Below are 19,522 nucleotides of genomic sequence, written 5' to 3'. Positions count from 1 at the left end.
TCGCTACAAATACTGTCCGGGCCGCACAGCCTCGATCGTCTTGTTGTCGCCGGCACCCTCGATCAGCGTGCGCACGTACACGATTCGCTCACCTTTTTTCCCGGAGATTCGAGCCCAATCGTCGGGATTTGTCGTGTTTGGCAGATCCTCGTGCTCGCGGAACTCCTGTTTCACCGCGGCTTCAAAGTCGTCATACTTCAATCCGAGACTGCCACCCGCGATCTCCCGTTTGATGGCATCCTTTTTCGCACGTCGGACAATGTTCTCAATCATTGCCCCGCTTGCGAAGTCCTTGAAATACAGAACCTCCTTGTCGCCGTTGGCGTACCTCACCTCAAGGAAGCGGTTCTCGTCGCTGGTTGAGTACATCTGTTCAACGACGCTTGTAGATATCGCGGCAATATGTTCCGCTTTGGAGCCGCCGGACTCCTCCAGCTCGTCGCGGTCAAACGGTAGTTGTTCATCGATGTATATCGAGAAAATTTTCTTGGCAGCATCCTCATCGGGACGCGATATCTTGATCTTCACATCGAGCCTGCCCGGACGCAAGATCGCAGGGTCGATGAGGTCTTCTCGGTTCGATGCGCCGATAACGATGACATTCTTGAGGCTTTCCACGCCATCAAGTTCGGAAAGCAACTGCGGGACGATCGTAGATTCCACATCGGACGAGATCCCGGTGCCTCTAGTGCGGAACAGCGAATCCATTTCGTCAAAGAAAACGATGACCGGGACGCCTTCGTCCGACTTTTCCTTTGCTCGCTGAAAAATCAGCCGAATCTGGCGCTCTGTCTCACCAACGTACTTGTTCAGCAGCTCGGGTCCCTTGATATTGAGGAAGTACGAAAGAGACCCGTCGAGGCCTTCTTTTTCGGCAACCGCTTTCGCCAACGAGTTGGCAACCGCCTTGGCGATCAGCGTTTTGCCACATCCAGGAGGGCCGTAGAGCAGGATGCCTTTCGGCGCCTGCAGGTCGTATTCCCGAAACTTGTCCTTGTGCAGGTACGGGAGTTCAACTGCATCGCGGATAATCTCGATCTGATCACCGAGCCCTCCGATCTGCTCATAGGTGATATCGGGAACCTCTTCGAGAACCAGCTCCTCGATGTTTCGCCGCGGAATTCGTTCGAAAATCAATCCGCTTCTGCCGTCCATTCGCACGTGGTCGCCGCTGCGTATGAGAGCGGTGTCGATCGACCCGGCAACGTCGACGACCTGCTCCTCATCACCGTGAGCCATGACCACAACGCGATTGTCGCTCAGAATCTCCTTCACCGTGACGATCTCGCCAATGTGAGAAAACGGGCGCACGTCAACGACGTTGAAGGCCTCGTTCAAGATGAGTTCCTGGCCAACCTCAAGCTGTTTTACCTCGATCGATGGTTCAACGCTAACGCGCATCTTGCGCCCTGCGGTGAACACATCGACCGTGCCCTCCGGGTTTACCGCAAGAAGCACACCGAACGGGTTTGGCGGGGCGGTTAGTTTCTCGACCTCGTCTCGCAGCATTGCAAGTTGCTCGCGGGTCTCTTCGAGCGCGGCCGCAAGCTTTTGGTTCTGGCTGCCCGCCGCGTTGAGGTCGGCACCGATCCTGAGGACTCGTTCTTCAAGAACACGAACACGATGTGGGGCGTCTTGAAGACGACGGCGGAGGACGACGATCTCTTCCTCCAGCACACGGATGGTTGCGGCGTACTCGCTCCGTTGCCTCTCGGTGTGTTCCATACGGTCGTCTCCTCGGGCTGCGCCGACATCGGCACTTACCTTGCAGTGTAGGCAAGATCGACAAACAAGTCAGCGCGGCGAAGGGCCGCCAGCAACGAAATAGCAGGTACCATATGGAGTGTTAGCGACAATGGAGACGAATCGGTGAAAGTTTGGATCGACCAGGATCTTTGTACCGGAGACGGCTTGTGTGAGGAAATCGCTCCGGACGTGTTCGTACTCCTCGACGACGGCCTCGCATATGTGCGTGAGGGTGACACGATCTTCGCGGCAGCCGAAGGAAACGCTGAAGGCGCCAAGGGGCTGGCCGAGTTCAGCGATGCGCAAACCGACCTTGTCGTTGAGTCCGCAGAAGAATGCCCGGGTGAGTGCATTTTCATCGAGCCGTAGGCCTCTCGGATCCGGCGACTCGCGTCGGCCGGACAATCAGCCTCAGGTATCTTTGTCGGACCCTGTCGAGACCTTCGTGAGAGGCCGAAACGTGCGACCGACAGTGATAAACCCAGTGTGACCAACCATTCTGTGCTCGGGTCTGACCGAGCGGCCTGACACAGCCCACTCGCGGTGAAGCACTTCGAACGATGTCACTTCAATGAACCGGCGCGTCTCTGCCATTGCAGCGCGCAGCTTCTCCACCTGTGGGATGGTGGGTAGGTACGAGCAGAACACGCCGCCAAGGCGCATGCGCTCGACCACGCCAGGTACCTGGTGCCAGGGTTCGGGCACATCGAGAACCACGCGATCTGGTGTCGTGTTTGCCAGAACTTCCCCAACATCGCCAACGATGAGATCGATCCAATGAGGAATCCCGTTGAAGAACCCGCGGATTAGTTTTCTTGCTTTGTCGTGGTGATCCTGACGTAGGTCGACCGAGACGACATGGCCGCCCGACCCAACAGCGCGCGCCAGCGCCATTGTCAGAGACCCCGACCCGGTACCGGCCTCCAACACGGTCATGCCGGGCCCGATGTCGCCCCACGTCAAGATCGCCCCAACGTCCTTCGGATACACGATTGCGGCGCCACGACCCATCTTGGTGACGTAGTCGGCCAGCCTCGGTCGCAAAACCGTGAGAGGCGCGTTGAGTGTTGAGGCAAGCGTGGTGCCGGGCGCCGTACCTACTATTTCTGCGTGAGCGAGAGCACCCTTGTGGTAGTGAAACGACGCACCCTCGATGAGATCGATGAGGTAGCGCCGTCCCTTACGGTCATAAAGCATGCATGCGTCGCCAAAAGAAAAGGGGGATGTGCCCGCCGGGGCGGCGTTATCCGAAGGAGGCAAGGCTTGCCGCGATAGACAACACCATGGCGCCGACAACGACCCACACCACTATCTTGATCATCCGTTCACGATTTCGGTACATCCGCCATCCTCGTCTTCCTCGGCACTGACTAGCCGGTCGTTGTGTGTTGGGTGACGGACCTGCCGCGCACCACTTTCATGGTGATCGACTCGCCCGGCTCGAGCACCTTGGTATATATGGGCTTGGCATGTGTTGCTCGCGACCGAGAGAACGCAAACCACGCCAATAATGCGCCGACGCCGGTGAGGACGTGGTTACCGGTACGTATCCCGCGCGTCGCCCACCGCAGTCCTCGGTACACGGAAAAGAAGCCTCGTATCACAGACGGAAAATCTCGATGCGAGCGCCTTTTGCCCGACGACCGCGCCGCCGCCCCAGCAGGTAGACGAGACCGATGACGACAACGGCGCCAACAACGACCGCGAATGTCCTGGTCTGGACCTGTTGCCTGGTGTCGTCGACCGCGGATTCGATCTGTTGGAGTTTTGCCTCAATGTCGTCTCGAGAGATTGCCATGTGTTACACCCGCGTCCCTTCCGAAACCCTTGTACGCCAAACAACGATACCGATCGTGGCGACCACGACAAGGACTGTCAAGCCATACGCCAAAGCGGACCAGTACGGGCCGGTGGGCAGCGAACGCGTGATGACGCGAAGGATCGCGATCGAAAAGAACAACCCTGCCACAGCGAACGATATCCCCGCGCCAAGCGCGAACGCGAAATACCGGCCGAGCCGTTTTGCAGGCTCGATCGTCCGTTGGCGAAGGTAATCCTTTGCGAGTTGAATGAACTCTTGAATAAGTGTTGGGATGTCCGAGCGGTCGTTCATTGGCACAAGGCTACCTCACCAGCGCATCGTTGTGTTCAGAACCGCTTCAAGACCGCAAAACCACTACTCACCGCGACGCTCGACTACAATTGCGTTCGATGCGTGTTGTTCATCGGCCAGAACTGGACGGCCTGCGACGTTCTGTCCGCGGCAAGCGAAACTCAAACCCCATTATCCTTGGGCAGGCAGCGTCTTTCCTCGGCGACTACGTCGCCTACATAACTCTCCCGCTGTTTGTCCTCTCTCTTACAGATCGTGTAACCGACCTAGGCAAGGTGGCAGCACTCGAGACGCTTCCGCTAGTGCTCTTCGGTCTGGTCGCAGGTGCGATTCTTGATCGCTATCGGATCAGACCGATCCTCATCGGCGCCGATCTCGTCAGAGCAGGTATCTTCGGGTGGCTTGCGTTCGGCGCCTCGTCGGGAACGATCGGACTGTCAGCGGTGTTCGCGGCCGCGTTCGCGGTCGGCACCATGAGCGTTTTCTTCGACAGCGGATTGCAGACACTGCTACCAACCGTAATCCCGGCGCGGCATTTGGCGGTGATCAACTCACACCTTGCTTTGGCAAGGACATTCGCCTTCGCCATCGGACCAGCCCTCGGCGGCGCGTTGATCGCGACCTCGGGTGGATTTCCTCTCGCTTTCGGAATCCAGGGCGCGACCTTCGTGGTCTCCGCGCTGTCCCTGCTGTTCGTGCGGCCGACACACCGGATCGAAAAGACCGCGACCGAACGCCTCGCCAAGAGCGTGATCTCGGGCGTCAGAGAACTCATCAAGCTCAGACCCCTGGTTGTCGCAACGTTGGCTGCATCGTTTGTGAACTTTGTTTTCGCTCCGCTTGAAGCCCTGCTGGTGGTGTATGTCCGCGACAACGCAGCTCCTGAATTCACGGTTTCCGGCTTGCTGTCTCCGTTGTTCTCAGATCTTGGTGCCGTCGGAATGTTCATCTCAGCTCAGGCCTTGGTAGGCACCGTCCTGCTCTTGGGTGCCAGCAGAGCGGTCAAGAAACTTCCGCTGGGGACGTTCTTCATTGCCGGGATGATCCTCATGGGTAGCGGGTTCACAATCATGCTCCTTATGGACAGTTTCTTTGGATTCATCCCTGCAGGATTCTCTCTTGCCGGCGTCGGAATGGTAAATATCGCGTTCGTGACATCCCGTCAGAGACTCTCGCCGCCAGCGTATCTCGGGCGTATCACCGCGGCGTCGCGCACTGTGGCGTACGCCAGCCTGCCACTCGGCACCATGATTGGAACGACCTTTGCGGATCGCATCGGAGTGACCACGGTGTACGCGGTCGGGGCTGTGTCTGTCGTAGTCGCTGGACTGTTGTTGCTACCCACCCGCCTGGGAAGGATGTCGTTCGACAAGGGTGGCGCCTAGCGGCTGCGCCTACGGACTTGCGATGTCGATCGGCGGTGCCTGCCCCGCGCAAACCATCCGACGCCAAAGCCGAACGCAGCGGCTAGCACGATCCAAGTTGAGATCTCAGATGCAAGCTCGAGCACTACACCTCCAGGGCTTTGAATTCGATTCGCCGGTTTCGCTTGCGGCCTTCTGCGGTCGCATTGTCAGCAATCGGTTGAGTCTCACCGTAGCCGACAACCTCAAACAGCTTGGGATCGACTCCTGCGGCAACGAGATAGTCAAGCACCGATTGAGCTCTCCGAAGCGAGAGGTCAAGGTTGGCTTCAGCCTCACCCTGAGAGTCGGCGTAACCGCTGATTTCAACCGGCACGAGTGGGAATTGTCGAAGGGCATCGAGAATTTCATCGAGTAGCGCGATACCGACATCCGTCAACACATCGGAATTCAACTCAAACTCCACTACCTTGCCTGCGATGAGGTCGTCGAGGGTCGTTTGCAGTTCGACAACCTGCTGCTTCACCGGTGGAGGCTCTTCCTTGACGGTGAGGCCGGACACGAAATCGAGGACGGAATCTTCTACGATCGACTCAGCAACGTCGCGTGCATCGCGCCGAGTCTGACGATCTTCGAACTCACCTGACACTGCAATGACGTCGCGATTCACCGTCACAGACCCGACATCTAATCGAGTGCCGATCTCCGTCAGCATGCGCAGCGCTGCTCCCAACCATTCACTCTCACTGGGAACCCCGGTGAGGACGACGAGGTCTGATGAATCAACGGTTGCAAACACGGAATCGACCGTCACCAGCACGGACGCCAACGCCGATTCGTCCGACATCGTGCCGGTGACGGTCGCCTCTGACCCAACCCATTGCACAACGAAGGGCACCGGCTCGACGGACACGTCCCCACCCTCTCCGGCGGGGACAACAATCCGGATATCTTCGAAGCTCACGGTGCGGCTCAGACGGTGTCGCTTTGCAATCTCAACGACCACCGCCACATCCGCCTCGTTGTCGACCGCCCCGGACACCGTAACTGCGCGACCATCGGCGGTCACGGAGATGTTTTTGAGACCGGCTTCGAGGAACTGTTCCGCTAGCGTGCTCTCGATGGAGTCCTCTACGGATTTTCCTCCGAACCAGGCAGCCACCAAAACAAGGACGAGCAGTCCTGTCATCGATGCAGCGATAAAGGGAAGCCATGCAAGCGGGGTGTCGTCTACGACAGGCTGCCCAGGTCGCGACGAGCCACGGGTGTTGAGTTCTTGTAATCGTTTATTGACGCGACGCGACATTGCGCTCCGATGGTACCCGGGACACGGATTCTACAACCGTGTTAACGAATCTCGCTGACCGTGCGTACCGTTTGCTCAGCAGCATTGAGATCCACTGCAAGGCCCTGGCCGTCGACACCGCTTGGATACGTGGTTGACAGCGAATCGACCGACTCTGCAACGGCTTGCTTCAGCGAACTCAAAAGGACCTGAATGCGCTCATACTCGCGAGTCGCATGGGCGATGTCGTGAGTCGTGCTCTGCTGCGCGTTGCTAGCCAGGTCACGCGCCTTGTGTTCGGCGTCCATGAGCATGGTACGAGCCGTCAACTCTGCCCTTGCAAGAATGCTGCTCGCCTCAGCATCGCTTGCGTCTATGCGTTTCACCGCGTCGCTGAGCATCTCGTCGGCCGTGATCCGGGCCTGTTCAACAGCTCTTTCGGGCTCCCCAAGGAGACGCGCTGCTGCGTCGTTCGCTTCGGCGATGATTTCAGCGGCCTTGCGCTCTGCCTGAGCAAGCAGCCTTCTCTTTGCGTCGGCCGCGGCCAGAAAGGCCGCCTCGGCAACGTGTTCGGCGTCACCGACCGTACGCATCTGACTCTCAAGGCTGCCGCTCTTGCTGATTGACAACATCAGTCGGCCCTCAAGGGTGGCGACGAGCTCCTTAAGGTTGTCCATAAACTTGTCAACGGCGGAAGTGTCATACCCTCGCCGCGAAAGCGGAAACGTGGTGTCTTCTAATGCTGTGGAAAGAGTGTCCATGCTCTCAGCCCTTCGCTGCTTACACAGAACGCTCCCGCTACCTCATTGTTACGCCCACCCATAGTGTATCGGCAACCACCCCCCGTAGTCAATAGGTCTTTAACATCATGCTGCTTGCAGCACCGCTACAGCGTCCCTCGGCGGGCTTGATCACGTTCGATGGATTCGAACAGCGCCTTGAAGTTGCCAACCCCGAATCCCTTCGATCCATGACGTTCGATGATCTCAAAAAACACCGTCGGGCGATCCTCAACAGGCTTGGTAAATATCTGCAAGAGATACCCTTCCTCATCCTGGTCAACGAGGATCCCCAGCTCGGCAAGGCGGTCGATGTCGCGGTCGATGATCGACCAGTCGAGACGGGTTCTTAGGTCGTCGTAATACGTCATCGGCACGGTGAGGAACTCCATACCGGCGCGTACGAGCGCCGTAACGGTTGACACGATATCGTTCGTCGCCAACGCCATGTGTTGGACGCCGGGACCGTCGTAGAAGTCAAGGTACTCTTGAATCTGGGAGCGCTTCTTGCCTTGCGCAGGCTCGTTGATGGGCAACTTGATTCGTCCCTCACCGTCCCACAGCACCTTCGACATGAGTGCGGTGTATTGCGTTCCGATCTGCTCGTCGTTGAAGTGCGCCAGTTGGGTAAACCCCATCACGTCAGCGTAGTAGCGGGCCCAGGTGTCCATTTGACCTAGCTCAACGTTGCAGACAACGTGGTCAATGTACTTGAGGTTCGTTGCAGCACGCGGGACGTTCCACGTCCGTGGTTCATACCCCGGTCGAAAATAGCGGCCGTACGCGTCGCCGTTCGCGTATCTTGAGCGGTCGACAAAGGTATGGATTGTTTCGCCGTACGTTTTGATCGCGGCCGTCGTGAACTCGCCGCGGTCGTCTTGTTCTGTCACCGGCTCAAGGTGTGCTGTGGCGCCACGGCGAATCGCTGTTGCAAAGGCAGCTCGAGCGTCCGGCACCCGAAATGCAACGTCATGCACCCCGTCACCGTGCACCACGTGGTGGTGAGCGATCTCGGTATCCAACGAAAGTGCGCCGGTCAGCACGAACCGCAGCCGGTCTTGCTGCATGGCAAACGACACGCTGTCGCGCCGGCCAGTCTCCGGTCCCCTGTAGGCGAACAGCTCGAAACCAAACACGGACGCGTAGTAGTGCGCTGCCTGCAGGGCGTTGCCGACATAGAACTCGATGTAGTCGTAACCCTCAATAGGCATGACGTCTTCGGACATGGAAGCTCCTCTCGTGGTCCCCCGCTCGCTATGTTGTCGCAGCAGCACCGTGCACTCGTAAGGAATATGATATATATCACTCGATGCATTCACAACAGATCGTGACTACGCTGTACAATTCGCACACCCAAAAGAGCGAAACTGATGAAACTTAGCCAACACGGGTGCCGATCTCTCGATCAGATCGACACATCGATTCTCCGACTGCTTGCGAGTGAGCCGCGAATTGGCGCACTCGAGATCTCGCGCAGGCTTGGAATCGCCCGAGGAACCGTAACCGCGCGGATAGCCCGCCTTGAGCAGGATGGCGTTGTCACCGGTTACGGACCCGACATCGACCTGGCCACCCTTGGGTACGTGTTGACTGCGTTTGTGACAGTAGAGATGCAGTCTGGGACATACAAAGATCTCATCGACAAACTTCGCGAGATCCCCGAAGTTCTCGAGACTCACGTCCTAGCCGGACCTGGCGACATCCTGTGTCGGGTTGTGGCCCGCTCGAACGACCACCTCATGGCGCTCCTCCAGGATATTCTTGGTAGCGAGGGTGTCGGCAAAACGACGACCGCGATCTCCCTGTCGGAAGAGATCCCGCCCCGATCCTTGAGCCTCGTGCTGTCAGCCGCCGAGGGTTAATTCAGCACTGGTAGCAGATCAGTAGCGCCGAACAAAAACAGGCTGCCAATGCCGAGGCTGAAAACCCCGACGACAACCACCGTCGTGACGTACATTACCTTCGAGCGTGTGGCGCCGATGAACCCAAACGTAGCTCCAATGGCAATGAAGGTGTTCATCGTGACGATGCCCGCGACAAACATAAGTAGCGTAGCGATCCCGATGCTTCGACCACCAGCGTCCGCGGCCGCTAGGAAAATCAGGACCTGAGTTGGTGTCTCAGCGCCGATGCCGTGCAGCATGCCGACGCCGAACGATGTTTTGACGCCGTAGTCGACGAACGGCTCGTCGACCGGGTCGACCTCCTGTGTGCCTTCAACTGGTTGCTCGCGTAGAAATGTTCGCCGCACCCAGGCAGGAGTACGGCGCCGCATCCGACGCGCAAACTGAAATATCAGCATCCACCGACTACGTAGACGAAAGTTGGCACCGTACCGGGCCAACGAAACAAACACCCAGACTCCCAGGAAAACGAGCGTCGCCCCAACGAGTCGTTCGACGATCGTTTCCATCGATTGCGGTATGACAAACCCGGAGAGAATGAGAACCACGCCAAGCACAACGACGACAAACCCGTGCCCGAGTGCGTAGAGAAGCGAAAACCACAATGCCCGCCTACGGTCGCCCTGCGAACTCGTGATGTCCGTGATCGCTGCGATGTGGTCCCAATCGAACCCATGTCTCAAACCGAGGAGGTACGACGCCCCCAATAAAGCCCATGCGATTCCGGCCATCGTGATACCCACTCGCTAGTTGCGAACCGTTCGCAGTATAGGCCTAGAGTGTGCGGCTGCGACTCGATTCTTCGTAGTCAACGAGCGGAGCGATCAACCCGATCGAGACCGATCCGGTTGATCGACGCGGTCGATGGAACGTTTTGCGTGCCGAGCGAGTGCGATCAACGGGACGACCGACATCACAAGCCCGATGGCAGAAACGCCACGAAATCCCCACCAGTCAGCAACAAACCCTGTTGCAAACGCTCCGGACGCGGCCGCGAGCGCGGTGAGCGTGTCGCCGATCCCCTGGATGCCCACACGATCCTGCAGCATGAGTTCCTCTTGAATGACGGTGCTGCCCGCAACAAAACCCAGATTCCACCCCAATCCGAGTAGGAACAATGCGACGACAAGGGTCTTCATATCCGCGGTCGGCGCGGACATCGCAACAAGCGTGGCCGATGCCAGGGTCACAGCCGCTCCCGCAATGACCCGGTGGGTTCCCCACCGGCGGATCGCAGCACCGGTTATCGGGGCGACGCCGAACATTCCGAGAGTGTGCGCCATCATGACCCACCCAATCGCATCAAGACTGTGCCCGTTCGCACGCATGTGGACGGGAGCGATAACCATCACAAACACCATGACAAACTGCGACGCCATCATCGTCACCAGCGCAAGCTGGATCGCGGGCACGCCAATAAGCTCGCGCAAAGCGCGGCGCTCCACGAAACTTGTAACGCCGCTCTGCGCGATAGCCAGTTCCATCGGGTCGGGACGTAATGTAGTGGCGTAGTAGACGGCGGCAACGGTGAACCCGACTGCTGCCATCACGAACGGACCTGCGAGTTCGTTGGCGCCAAGCGACTCCGCCATTGCTCCGGCCCTGCCAATCAACCGTGGCCCGATCACGGATCCGATCGTGGCCGCCCAGACGATGAGACTGACAGCGGACACCCGACGGTCGTCGGCGTGCATGTCGCCAGCCGCAAAACGGGCGAGCTGGTTCACCGCACGTGCGGGGCCGATCACAAACATGCCGACCAGCAGCAGCAAGAAACTTCCGGTCCATAGAGCGAACGCAGAGACTGCCGCACCGAAAGTGAAAAACACCATGCCGAGCACGAATGTGCGCCGTCTACCCCACCTGTAGCTGAGCTGCGACAACGCCGAAGCTGCCACCGCAGCGCCGAGCACCCGGACCGTCGCGGGGACCCCCGCGACCGTCATCCATGTCGTCCGATGCTGATAATATGAGCGATACATACATAGATTTTCTGCGCAGGTGGAATAGCCATAACAAAAATCGGTTATGTTCGCACCGGCCGAAAGGGTCCAACGTGTCTGAAGTTCTCATCACCAACCTCCCAGTTCTCCCGCTCCACAGCGGGATCGTGTTCCCGCACATGGTCATCACGGTCAGCATCGAGTCTGACACGGCGAAACGTGCACTGGCCGCCACAGAGGCAACCGATGGTCGACTTCTGCTCGTGCCGCTCATCGACGGTGAGTACGCGTCCGTCGGAACCATTGCAGAAGTGCAAGAGATCTCTGACCGAGACGGCACCTCGGCGATTATGAGCGGCGTCGCCCGCGCACGTATCGGTGCAGGCGCAACCGATTCGGACGACGTCTTGTGGGTCGATGCGCAGACCATTCCGGAGCCGAAAACGCACAGCAAGAAAACCATCGCTCGAGCTGCCGAGTTCCGCGCCGTCGTCGAAGAAATTCTCGAACAGCGCGGCGTGCGCGGCATTGCTGATCGGCTTCTCTCCACCGACGACCCTGGTCGTCTCGTGGATCTCTTGGTGTACTCACCCGACCTCGATCTGCAGCAAAAAGCGCAGCTCCTCGAAGAAGTGGACGTCGACAAACGCCTTGAGCTCGCCTTGCCATGGATGAACGAAGTACTCGCATCGATCACGCTGCGGCGTCGCATTCGGGAAGACGCCTCCGAGAGAATCGACAAAAACCAGAAGGAGTTTCTCCTCCGCCAGCAGATGGAAGCGATCCGAAACGAGCTTGGCGAGGATGAAACAACCACGGTCGGGGAGTACCGCAAGATGCTCGAAGACGCCGAACTCCCCGAAGCTGCGGCCGACATCGTCGGTCGGGAAATCGACCGTCTTGACCGTCTCAGCGAGCAGAGTCCGGAACATTCATGGATCAGGACTTGGCTTGACACCACGTTCGAGCTGCCGTGGGGCGAAACAACCGAAGACAACCTCGATCTCACCGCCGCCCGCGAGGTACTAGACGAGGATCACACGGGTATCGAAGATGTTAAGGACAGAGTGATCGAACTTCTTGCGATCCGCAAGCTCCGTCACGACCGCAACCTCGACGCCGACACCACGCTCCGTCGTATGGGGACAATCCTGCTGCTCGTTGGCCCTCCCGGTGTTGGCAAGACGTCCCTCGGAGAATCGGTCGCTCGCGCCCTCGGTAGGAAGTTCGTCAGGCTTGCGCTTGGCGGACTTCGCGACGAGGCAGAGATCCGCGGCCACCGACGCACATATGTTGGCGCCCGGCCGGGGAGGATTGTCCGTGCCCTGATCGAATCGGGTTCGATGAACCCGGTGTTTCTACTCGATGAGATGGACAAGGTCGGAAATGACTGGCGCGGAGACCCATCTTCTGCCTTGCTCGAGGTACTCGACCCTGAGCAGAACCACACGTTCCGCGACAACTACCTGGAGTTCGACCTAGATCTCTCAGATGTTATGTTCATCGCCACCGCAAACGTTCTCGAGACGATTCCCGCTCCGCTGCTCGACCGTACAGAGGTGATCCACCTCGATGGATACACACAGGCCGAGAAAGTGGAAATCGCTGAGAAGCACCTGCTTCCACGCGTCATCGAGCGCTCTGGGCTCACGAAGGACGAGATCGAACTCCCGGCGGAAACGATTGCTCGCGCGGTCGACGACTACACACGAGAAGCAGGTGTCCGCAACCTCGAGCGACAGCTCGGCAAACTCGTACGCAAGATTGCAACACGTATCGCGACCGGTGAGGCAACTGGTCCGATAGCGGTGAACCCGGAGGACCTCCGAGACCTTCTCGGCAAACCAACGGTGCATCACAACGAGATCGATGAGCGCACTGCGGTCCCCGGAGTTGCGACAGGCCTTGCGGTTACGGGAGCCGGCGGGGACGTTCTTTTCGTCGAGGCCAGCATCGTCCCCGGCGAACCAGGATTGACGCTGACAGGCCAGTTAGGCGACGTGATGAAGGAATCCGCAGAGATAGCGGTCTCCTACATTCGGCGGCACGCGACCGAACTTGCTATCAACCCCGACGACCTCAAGGGTGCAATCCACATCCATGTTCCGGCAGGTGCCATCCCAAAGGACGGACCGTCTGCGGGCATCACGATGGCGACCGCGTTGGTCAGCCTGCTCACAGACCGTACCGTCAAGACACGCGTCGCCATGACGGGTGAGGTCACGTTGCAAGGGAGAGTTTTGCCCATTGGCGGGTTGAAGCAGAAGGTTTTGGCCGCACATCGAGCCGGCCTGCGCGAAATCATTATCCCCCAAGGAAACGCTGACGATCTCGATGATATCCCCGAGGAGGTCCGCAACGATATGACCTTCCACCCGACCTCGGATCTGGAAACCGTCCTGGAGATCGCGCTGTCGTAGTCAACCCAGCACCCTGTAGTTTCATACAGACCCGAACATCATCGCCTAAACGACAAGACCCCTCGCCGCGCATGCATTCGCAAAGTCCTCAGGCGGCAGGACGGGTGACCTTGGTTCCAGGGATACCTTCGATGAATCGCCGACCGACAAACGTCCACGGCCGCCGCACATGCGCCGAGATCAACGGCTGCGGTGGAGGACGGTGCGCCGTGGAGTTGACATCCCCAGACCCATTCGGCATAGCTAGGTTCGAACCAGACCGTTCGCCAGAAACGTTTGGATGCAGCGTCCGAACTCTCGACGCTTCACCAGACGATGACCCCGTAGGTCGGCCTCTCATACCCACAGCATACCAAGAAGAAGTGCCCATGTGGGCATGTCTTCGCCTCACTGACCTCTCACCCGCCCGCGGTTTAGACGAACGGACCATGGGGCCGCCTGATCTTGCACGGGTAGCGCTCTCCCTAGATGCTGCGGTCAGACAGACGCACATGAACACCGAAGCGGGCCTTGCAGACTCCGCGGAGGGCTGAAGTCATGTGATGCCTATCGGGAAAGACGGATAGAGTCCGAACGTCGCGGTCGCGAGCACGAACTCAACCAACGCGCCATCCCCATTGCGCACGACATCAGCCAACGACGCCTGTTAGTCAGTCAAGTTGTCCTCAAGCGCATCGGCGGCCGACTACCGCGCCAACAAGGCGGCAAGCCTTCCAGAGTTTGCAGCCACTCCGGTGACTAAAGCCCCCAATAGTGGTGCAAGACAGTCTGAGGTCGCGTTCGCGTTCCAGCTCTGGATATCCAGGCGCGATCTGCATGGTCGAAGGTACGAAACCCGCTCTCAGCCCGTCCGGTTCGTCGGCACGGATAGAGCGCCGACTATCGATCCTGTCGAACACGTGAACCCGTCGCTGGCGACGCACAACATCGCGTTGAGATGTGGGTCCGCGGAAAACGCACAAGCCCGACCCCCGCAGTCTGACTACGCCGATTCGGCTACGGGCGGGCGTGGTGGGAGACGATCTCGTGGCGATCAGCCTGGTCGCGGGGTTCAATGTGTATGGTCGCGACGATTGAGGCCGTGAACTGATGATGGAGTGCATGTTCAACCTCGTGAGCTATATCATGCCCCTGTGTCACGGACAGGTCGGGATCGACAGCGACCGAGGCCGTGACGCGAATCTGGTGACCGTGCCAACGCACCCGGACATCCTCGACACCGTCAACGCCGTCAACAGCGAGAATCGCCTCGCACGCTTCGTCAACAATTTCCGGCTCTACACCATCAGTCAGACGTCGCACCACGATCCGGCCCGACTTGGCGAGCAACCACAGGATCGGCACCGCAACAACGAGTCCAGCAACCGGGTCGACCCATGGGGCGTTGACGGCTGCACCGATTCCAGCGGCTACGACCGCGAGGGACGTGAGTGCGTCAGTTCGCGCATGGTGACCGTCGGCTATCAGCGCTTGAGAAGAAATCGCTGTGCCGACTCGGATACGGTACCGGGCTACAAGTTCGTTCCCGAATCCACCGATAAAACCCGCGGCAATCACCCAGGGGATGTGATCGAGCATACGCGGCTCAAAGAGCCGATAGACGGACTCCCGTATCACCAGTGCACCGGAGATAGCGATCGCTGCGACGATCGCTAGTCCGGCAAGATCCTCTGCACGGTTAAGCCCATAGGTGTACCGACGAGTCGGTGCTCGACGACCGACGGAGAACGCAATCCACAACGGAATTGCCGTGAACGCATCAGTCACGTTGTGCAACGTGTCGGACAAGAGGGCAACGGACCCGCTTATCACGACTATGCCAGCCTGAATCAGCGCGGTGGCGCCCAGGATTACCAACGAGATCTTTGTGGCACGAATACCAACTGCACCGGTATCAAGCAAGGCAGCGTCTGCATGGTGATGATCGTGCGCGAGTAGGTGTCGTGCGCGGTTGAATAGGCGCCTCCGCCTCGAGTCGCCGTCGTAGTCAACGAAATGGTAATCGCCGTGGTGGTTGTCCCTCATCCGAAAATGATAGGGCGAACAGTTCCGCTAGCGGAACTGACGCGTGCGTGTCCAATTCACAACCAACTCCACCCTCAAATTCTCACCTCATGGTTGAACGCCGACGATCGCCCTGACGTTGGCCTTGGGTATCGGCCAACCTGACCCGGGCCGGTTCAATCCGGCTTCGAGTCCGCTGCCCGCCACTCGAACCCTATGAACCTCCAACAACCCAGCAGCCGCGACACCTCGTTCCGAAACATACCCAAATCGTCGCAGATCTTCGCCTTCGGCCAACCCTCCCGGAAGAAAAGCCAGTGAACCTCAGCCCAGTCCTGCACCCGGTTTATCCTCTCCTCCGCAAACCCGCGTCGGACCCAAGGATCGCAACCAACCCCACAAACCACGCGCTATTCGGTCGACATCACATGCTCAGTATTCACCATCGTCGAAATCCAATCCATCAACCATCTCTAGGGATACACCTCATCCGTGGTGTTGCAGCGCTCACCTGAAGTCGTAGAGTGGGTGTGCGCTATCTGCTGGAGTAGTTGCATAATTCCCTCGGTCACGGCTTTGGCACGTATCAGTGTCGGGACATGACCAGTTTCTGGGATGACTATCAGTTCTGCTTCGGAGATAAGAGACGCCATTTCTTCTGCTGCGTGAGAGGACTCGTCAGCAGGCTATCGAGTTCGCCGTGAATGCCCACAGTTGGACTGCGATTTCAGCTAGGTGGTAGCGCACATCGACTGAGTAAAGCGACTTCACAACGAGAGCAGCTCGGTCTCCTCCGGAACCGCCATCTGGACGAAAGCCTCGACCGTCGGCTGAACGGTGTATGCAGACCTGAAACGTACCGTTCAACCTGTCCCGCGCTGCAAAATCGAGACCTCCCGAAACCAGCGCCAAACTCAAAACAGAGTGGGGTCACCTGTGCGCCGCTTCGATGGCCACAGTGGTCATCGACGAGTCCGCTGCGAGGATCAGGCGATCCCCGGTGCTGTGCTGCATCAAGATTTCACCAAGGAGTTACACCTGATTTTCGAAGGCAATTAGGTGTGCTGGAATGCGCGTCCGGCCTGTTCCGTAGTGGTCGTATCCGACCATCCGGGTGCTACCGCTCAGGATCTCGACCAAGGCAGCCAAATATCAGTCGAACCAAACGACCCGGCGACGCCGACTGCTGTAGTCGAACCAGAACCGAACGTGGCGGTGAACTCATCTTGTCCATTGATCTTGTCAAACGCAACACCCTCCCACGCTGCTCACCTGGTACAACGCACCGCGTTGCCCGTGTGTGCTGTGACGTGACCGACGGCTGGCCGGATTGAGACAGAACCTGTACTTGAAGCCGAGCCCCGGAGAGATTGATCGGTGTGCTCCACCTCGGCGCATGTCATCGATGTGGTTGGCGCGAGAGTCGATGTCGAATCAGCCCAACGCGCTCAACATCGGATTCATCGTCCCAGCATCTTCGCCAAGCTCTCTCGGGTCTTCCACACCGATATCGTTTCCCGGTTCTGAATTCGACACTCATTGAGCGAACGCATCTGCGTTCGCTCAATGAGTGCACGACAACCCAGGGGTGAAACCTAGAGCCGCTGGTGTCGGAAAGAGGACTCGAACCTCCACGGGAATACTTCCCACTAGGCCCTCAACCTAAAAACCCTATCGCGGCTCATCCCGCCCAGTATCGAAAACCCTTGTCCTATAAGGGTTTTCCCCGTCTCCGTGCTGTGTCGTCTCGTCCAGTATCGGCCAGTTGGGTAGAAGATTGGGTAGAAGATTGGGTAGAAGACCACACCACCGCGGCCACCGTTTCGGCCGCATCCTGGTCGAGTCCGGCGATCACATGGCTGTAGGTATCGAGTGTCATCGCTATCGAAGAATGCCCCAAGCGCTCCTGGACCACCTTTGGGTGTACACCGGACTCGAGGGCCAGCGTCGCCCACACATGGCGCACGTCACGAAGGGTGATACGTCTCACTCCCGACTCTGCTCGCAGCTTCTCGAACCGTCTCGACACCTGTGGAGGCCGCCGGATGGTTCCGTCCTCTCGGCAAAAGACAAGCCCCAGATCGTGATAACCCGCTCCCCACGCGATCCGCTCGGTGAGTTGTCGACGGCGATGCTCCCGCAACTTTTTCATGGTGTCCCCATCGAGGGAGATCGGGCGGCGGGATCGTCTGGTCTTGGTGCCCCGCCTCCGTACCGGCCCTCCGGCGGCGTCGACCACGGTGTAGACCACCGCCACCGTTCCACGCTCGAAGTCCACCTCGTCCCAGCTGAGGCCCAATGCCTCCGACCGTCTCATTCCCGTGAACGCGATCAGCGACCACAGCGCCTCTAGCTGGTCCCCCTCCACATAGTTGAGAAAAGTACGCAGCTCATCCGCCGTCCACGGTGTCGCCGTATCCGGTCTCCCCGCCTCCGGTGACTCGGCCGACGCCACCGGATTACGGTTGATGAGTCCTTTCTTCACCGCGAACGAGAAGGCCGCCGACATGACCCCGTGGACGTTGCGAACCGTCTTCGCCGCCAGCGGCCCACCCGTTCGGGAGCCCTCACGGCGAAGCTTGACGTACAGCAGATCTATCGTGGTGGCGTCCACCCGGTCGAGCCGGAGGTGGCCGATGTGGGGGTTGATGTATGCATCGACAATGACCGGGTACAGCTTTTGGGTGGTGGCCGCCAGGTTCGGTTCCACGATGGGTAGCCAACGCTCCCGAAGGTACGTGGCGACCGTCAGTTTCGTCGTCGCAACGGAATCGCCCTCATCGAGCGCATGCAAGAATTTGACCAGCTGCACCTCCGCTTCCTCTTCGGTGGTGAATCCCGACGACCAACGTCGGCGGCGTCGGCCGCTCAGCTCGTCGCGGCCCAAGTCGACCACCGCGTAGTACCGGCCCGCCTTCGAGGTGATCGTCCCTCGGCGTCTCATCGAATCGTGTTCCGTTCTCGATCCCGGCGGATTGCCGACCGCTCGGACGCCGCGCCTTTACCGTTCGGCGCGATCACCGCCACCGAAGCACCTACTTTGATAGCCTCGATGATCGCAGTGCCGATCCTGGTCACCAGGTCCCCCTCCTGGTCGCTCCCCTCGAAACGGTGGTTGTGATCGCAGTTGACTACCGGCGAGAACATGTGATCGGGGCTGTCTTGGGTGACGTTGAGTGAGACCCAACTAGTGCGGTCCTTTCCGTCGCGGGACCGGCGACGGACCTCGACCCGGGCGTTACCCCAGTTCTCTACTTCGGCACGGAACGTCGGTGGGGTCCGATCGAAACCGTAACGTCGCACACACTCAGCGCACAAGACAAGAAACCACTTCACTTCCATGAAGTTGACTTTAGCAGCCACCCCTGTACCCTTCGCGAGGTGTAATCACATGCCGAGTCTTTGCTACTCGGCATCGGCCGCCCGTCTCGGGCCAGGAGCCGCCCAATCTTGGGACACGTCCTCACAAGGAAGTGTCAAAAATGGCTCCAAGCACATCATCCGTGTCCTCAATCGACGACCTCCCCCCCGTCCTCTCCATCCGCGACGTAGCCCGCTTCTGCTCGGTTTCCGAGTTCTTGATCCGTGAGCTGGTCTCGACCGGCAAGCTCGGCCACGTCCGGCTCGGGCGTCTCATTCGAATTCCGCGCGCAAGTCTCGCGGTCCTCTTGAGCGGCGAAGACTCGTCGACCAATGAGTCCTAAACCGAACCGCCCGAAGACACCCCGGCCGCATCGTTGTACCTGCGAGTTGGGTCGCTGCCCGTCGTGCGACGCAATTGTGGCCCGCCGAAAAGTTGCGTGGCGGCGAATCCGGGAAGAGAAGGTCGCCAGTGACCGATAAACCCCGGTACTTTACGGGTGCAGAAACCGTCGCGTACCTCGACGACGCCGAAAGTCGGTACCAGGCGCAACAGGCCGCCGCTACTGCGGTCCCGGAACAGCGGGACGGGCTACGGCTGGTC

The 19,522-nt window shown here is 59.1% G+C and carries 19 protein-coding genes; 6 read left to right on the top strand and 13 right to left on the bottom strand.

Features of this window, described 5'->3' with window-relative positions; translation table 11 throughout:
* Positions 1-3: 3 nt before the first annotated feature.
* The gene (arc, locus tag IIC71_09040; GenBank protein MCH7669323.1) at positions 4-1,725 is read right to left on the bottom strand and encodes a proteasome ATPase; all 1,722 of its coding nucleotides are present in this window, start codon (positions 1,723-1,725) and stop codon (positions 4-6) included.
* Positions 1,726-1,869: 144 nt separating this feature from the next.
* Here arc and IIC71_09035 point away from each other — a divergent pair, with 144 nt between their 5' ends.
* The gene (locus tag IIC71_09035) at positions 1,870-2,115 is read left to right on the top strand and encodes a ferredoxin (protein MCH7669322.1); all 246 of its coding nucleotides are present in this window, start codon (positions 1,870-1,872) and stop codon (positions 2,113-2,115) included.
* A gap of 42 nt (positions 2,116-2,157) precedes the next feature.
* Here the strand turns inward: IIC71_09035 and IIC71_09030 are convergent, their stop codons facing one another.
* From IIC71_09030 to IIC71_09020, 3 genes are all read right to left on the bottom strand, one after another.
* Positions 2,158-2,943 carry a tRNA (adenine-N1)-methyltransferase gene (locus IIC71_09030; GenBank protein MCH7669321.1) on the bottom strand — a complete coding sequence of 262 codons (786 nt, stop codon included), beginning with the start codon at positions 2,941-2,943 and terminating at the stop codon, positions 2,158-2,160.
* Between the two features lie 403 nt (positions 2,944-3,346).
* On the bottom strand, positions 3,347-3,544 hold the full coding sequence (locus IIC71_09025; GenBank protein ID MCH7669320.1) for a hypothetical protein: 198 nt from the start codon (positions 3,542-3,544) through the stop codon (positions 3,347-3,349).
* A gap of 3 nt (positions 3,545-3,547) precedes the next feature.
* On the bottom strand, positions 3,548-3,859 hold the full coding sequence (locus IIC71_09020) for a phage holin family protein (GenBank protein ID MCH7669319.1): 312 nt from the start codon (positions 3,857-3,859) through the stop codon (positions 3,548-3,550).
* A 98-nt stretch (positions 3,860-3,957) separates the two neighbouring features.
* Between IIC71_09020 and IIC71_09015 the strand changes: the two genes are divergently transcribed.
* On the top strand, positions 3,958-5,244 hold the full coding sequence (locus tag IIC71_09015; GenBank protein MCH7669318.1) for an MFS transporter: 1,287 nt from the start codon (positions 3,958-3,960) through the stop codon (positions 5,242-5,244).
* Positions 5,245-5,368: 124 nt separating this feature from the next.
* Here IIC71_09015 and IIC71_09010 read toward each other — a convergent pair whose 3' ends face one another.
* From IIC71_09010 to hppD, 3 genes are all read right to left on the bottom strand, one after another.
* Complete coding sequence (locus IIC71_09010) at positions 5,369-6,529, bottom strand: OmpA family protein (protein ID MCH7669317.1); 1,161 nt, start codon at positions 6,527-6,529, stop codon at positions 5,369-5,371.
* Positions 6,530-6,570: 41 nt separating this feature from the next.
* Positions 6,571-7,269: a DivIVA domain-containing protein gene (locus tag IIC71_09005; GenBank protein ID MCH7669316.1), complete on the bottom strand. Its 699-nt coding sequence runs from the start codon at positions 7,267-7,269 to the stop codon at positions 6,571-6,573.
* 125 nt (positions 7,270-7,394) lie between these two features.
* A complete protein-coding gene (hppD, locus tag IIC71_09000) occupies positions 7,395-8,513 on the bottom strand; it encodes a 4-hydroxyphenylpyruvate dioxygenase (protein ID MCH7669315.1) in 1,119 nt (372 codons plus the stop codon).
* A 144-nt stretch (positions 8,514-8,657) separates the two neighbouring features.
* On the opposite strand from hppD, the gene IIC71_08995 reads away from it, so the two are divergent.
* On the top strand, positions 8,658-9,149 hold the full coding sequence (locus IIC71_08995) for an Lrp/AsnC family transcriptional regulator (GenBank protein ID MCH7669314.1): 492 nt from the start codon (positions 8,658-8,660) through the stop codon (positions 9,147-9,149).
* Here the strand turns inward: IIC71_08995 and IIC71_08990 are convergent.
* On the bottom strand, positions 9,146-9,922 hold the full coding sequence (locus tag IIC71_08990) for a hypothetical protein (protein ID MCH7669313.1): 777 nt from the start codon (positions 9,920-9,922) through the stop codon (positions 9,146-9,148). The two genes, IIC71_08995 and IIC71_08990, sit on opposite strands and share 4 nt — an antisense overlap.
* A gap of 93 nt (positions 9,923-10,015) precedes the next feature.
* Positions 10,016-11,173 (bottom strand): MFS transporter, encoded by a 1,158-nt coding sequence (locus IIC71_08985; GenBank protein MCH7669312.1) that lies wholly within the window; start codon positions 11,171-11,173, stop codon positions 10,016-10,018.
* Positions 11,174-11,262: 89 nt separating this feature from the next.
* Between IIC71_08985 and lon the strand changes: the two genes are divergently transcribed.
* Positions 11,263-13,554, top strand: a complete 2,292-nt coding sequence (gene lon, locus IIC71_08980) for an endopeptidase La (GenBank protein MCH7669311.1) — start codon at positions 11,263-11,265, stop codon at positions 13,552-13,554.
* Positions 13,555-13,685: 131 nt separating this feature from the next.
* On the top strand, positions 13,686-14,087 hold the full coding sequence (locus tag IIC71_08975; GenBank protein MCH7669310.1) for a hypothetical protein: 402 nt from the start codon (positions 13,686-13,688) through the stop codon (positions 14,085-14,087).
* 463 nt (positions 14,088-14,550) lie between these two features.
* Here IIC71_08975 and IIC71_08970 read toward each other — a convergent pair whose 3' ends face one another.
* From IIC71_08970 to IIC71_08955, 4 genes are all read right to left on the bottom strand, one after another.
* Positions 14,551-15,579: a cation transporter gene (locus tag IIC71_08970; GenBank protein MCH7669309.1), complete on the bottom strand. Its 1,029-nt coding sequence runs from the start codon at positions 15,577-15,579 to the stop codon at positions 14,551-14,553.
* Between the two features lie 452 nt (positions 15,580-16,031).
* Positions 16,032-16,211: a hypothetical protein gene (locus IIC71_08965; protein ID MCH7669308.1), complete on the bottom strand. Its 180-nt coding sequence runs from the start codon at positions 16,209-16,211 to the stop codon at positions 16,032-16,034.
* Between the two features lie 1,058 nt (positions 16,212-17,269).
* Entirely contained in the window at positions 17,270-18,502 is a 1,233-nt protein-coding gene (locus tag IIC71_08960) for a site-specific integrase (GenBank protein ID MCH7669307.1), read from the bottom strand.
* Positions 18,499-18,921, bottom strand: coding sequence for a hypothetical protein (locus tag IIC71_08955; GenBank protein MCH7669306.1), 423 nt, complete (start codon positions 18,919-18,921; stop codon positions 18,499-18,501). The genes IIC71_08960 and IIC71_08955 overlap by 4 nt, the downstream gene beginning before the upstream one ends.
* A gap of 119 nt (positions 18,922-19,040) precedes the next feature.
* Between IIC71_08955 and IIC71_08950 the strand changes: the two genes are divergently transcribed.
* On the top strand, positions 19,041-19,262 hold the full coding sequence (locus IIC71_08950) for a helix-turn-helix domain-containing protein (GenBank protein ID MCH7669305.1): 222 nt from the start codon (positions 19,041-19,043) through the stop codon (positions 19,260-19,262).
* The last annotated feature ends 260 nt before the right edge of the window (positions 19,263-19,522 follow it).

This window comes from Acidobacteriota bacterium, assembly GCA_022562055.1.
Taxonomy (GTDB): domain Bacteria; phylum Actinomycetota; class Acidimicrobiia; order Spongiisociales; family UBA5794; genus BMS3BBIN02.
Note: the sequence above shows the minus strand (reverse complement) of the source record. Positions and strands in the feature narration are given on the sequence as shown.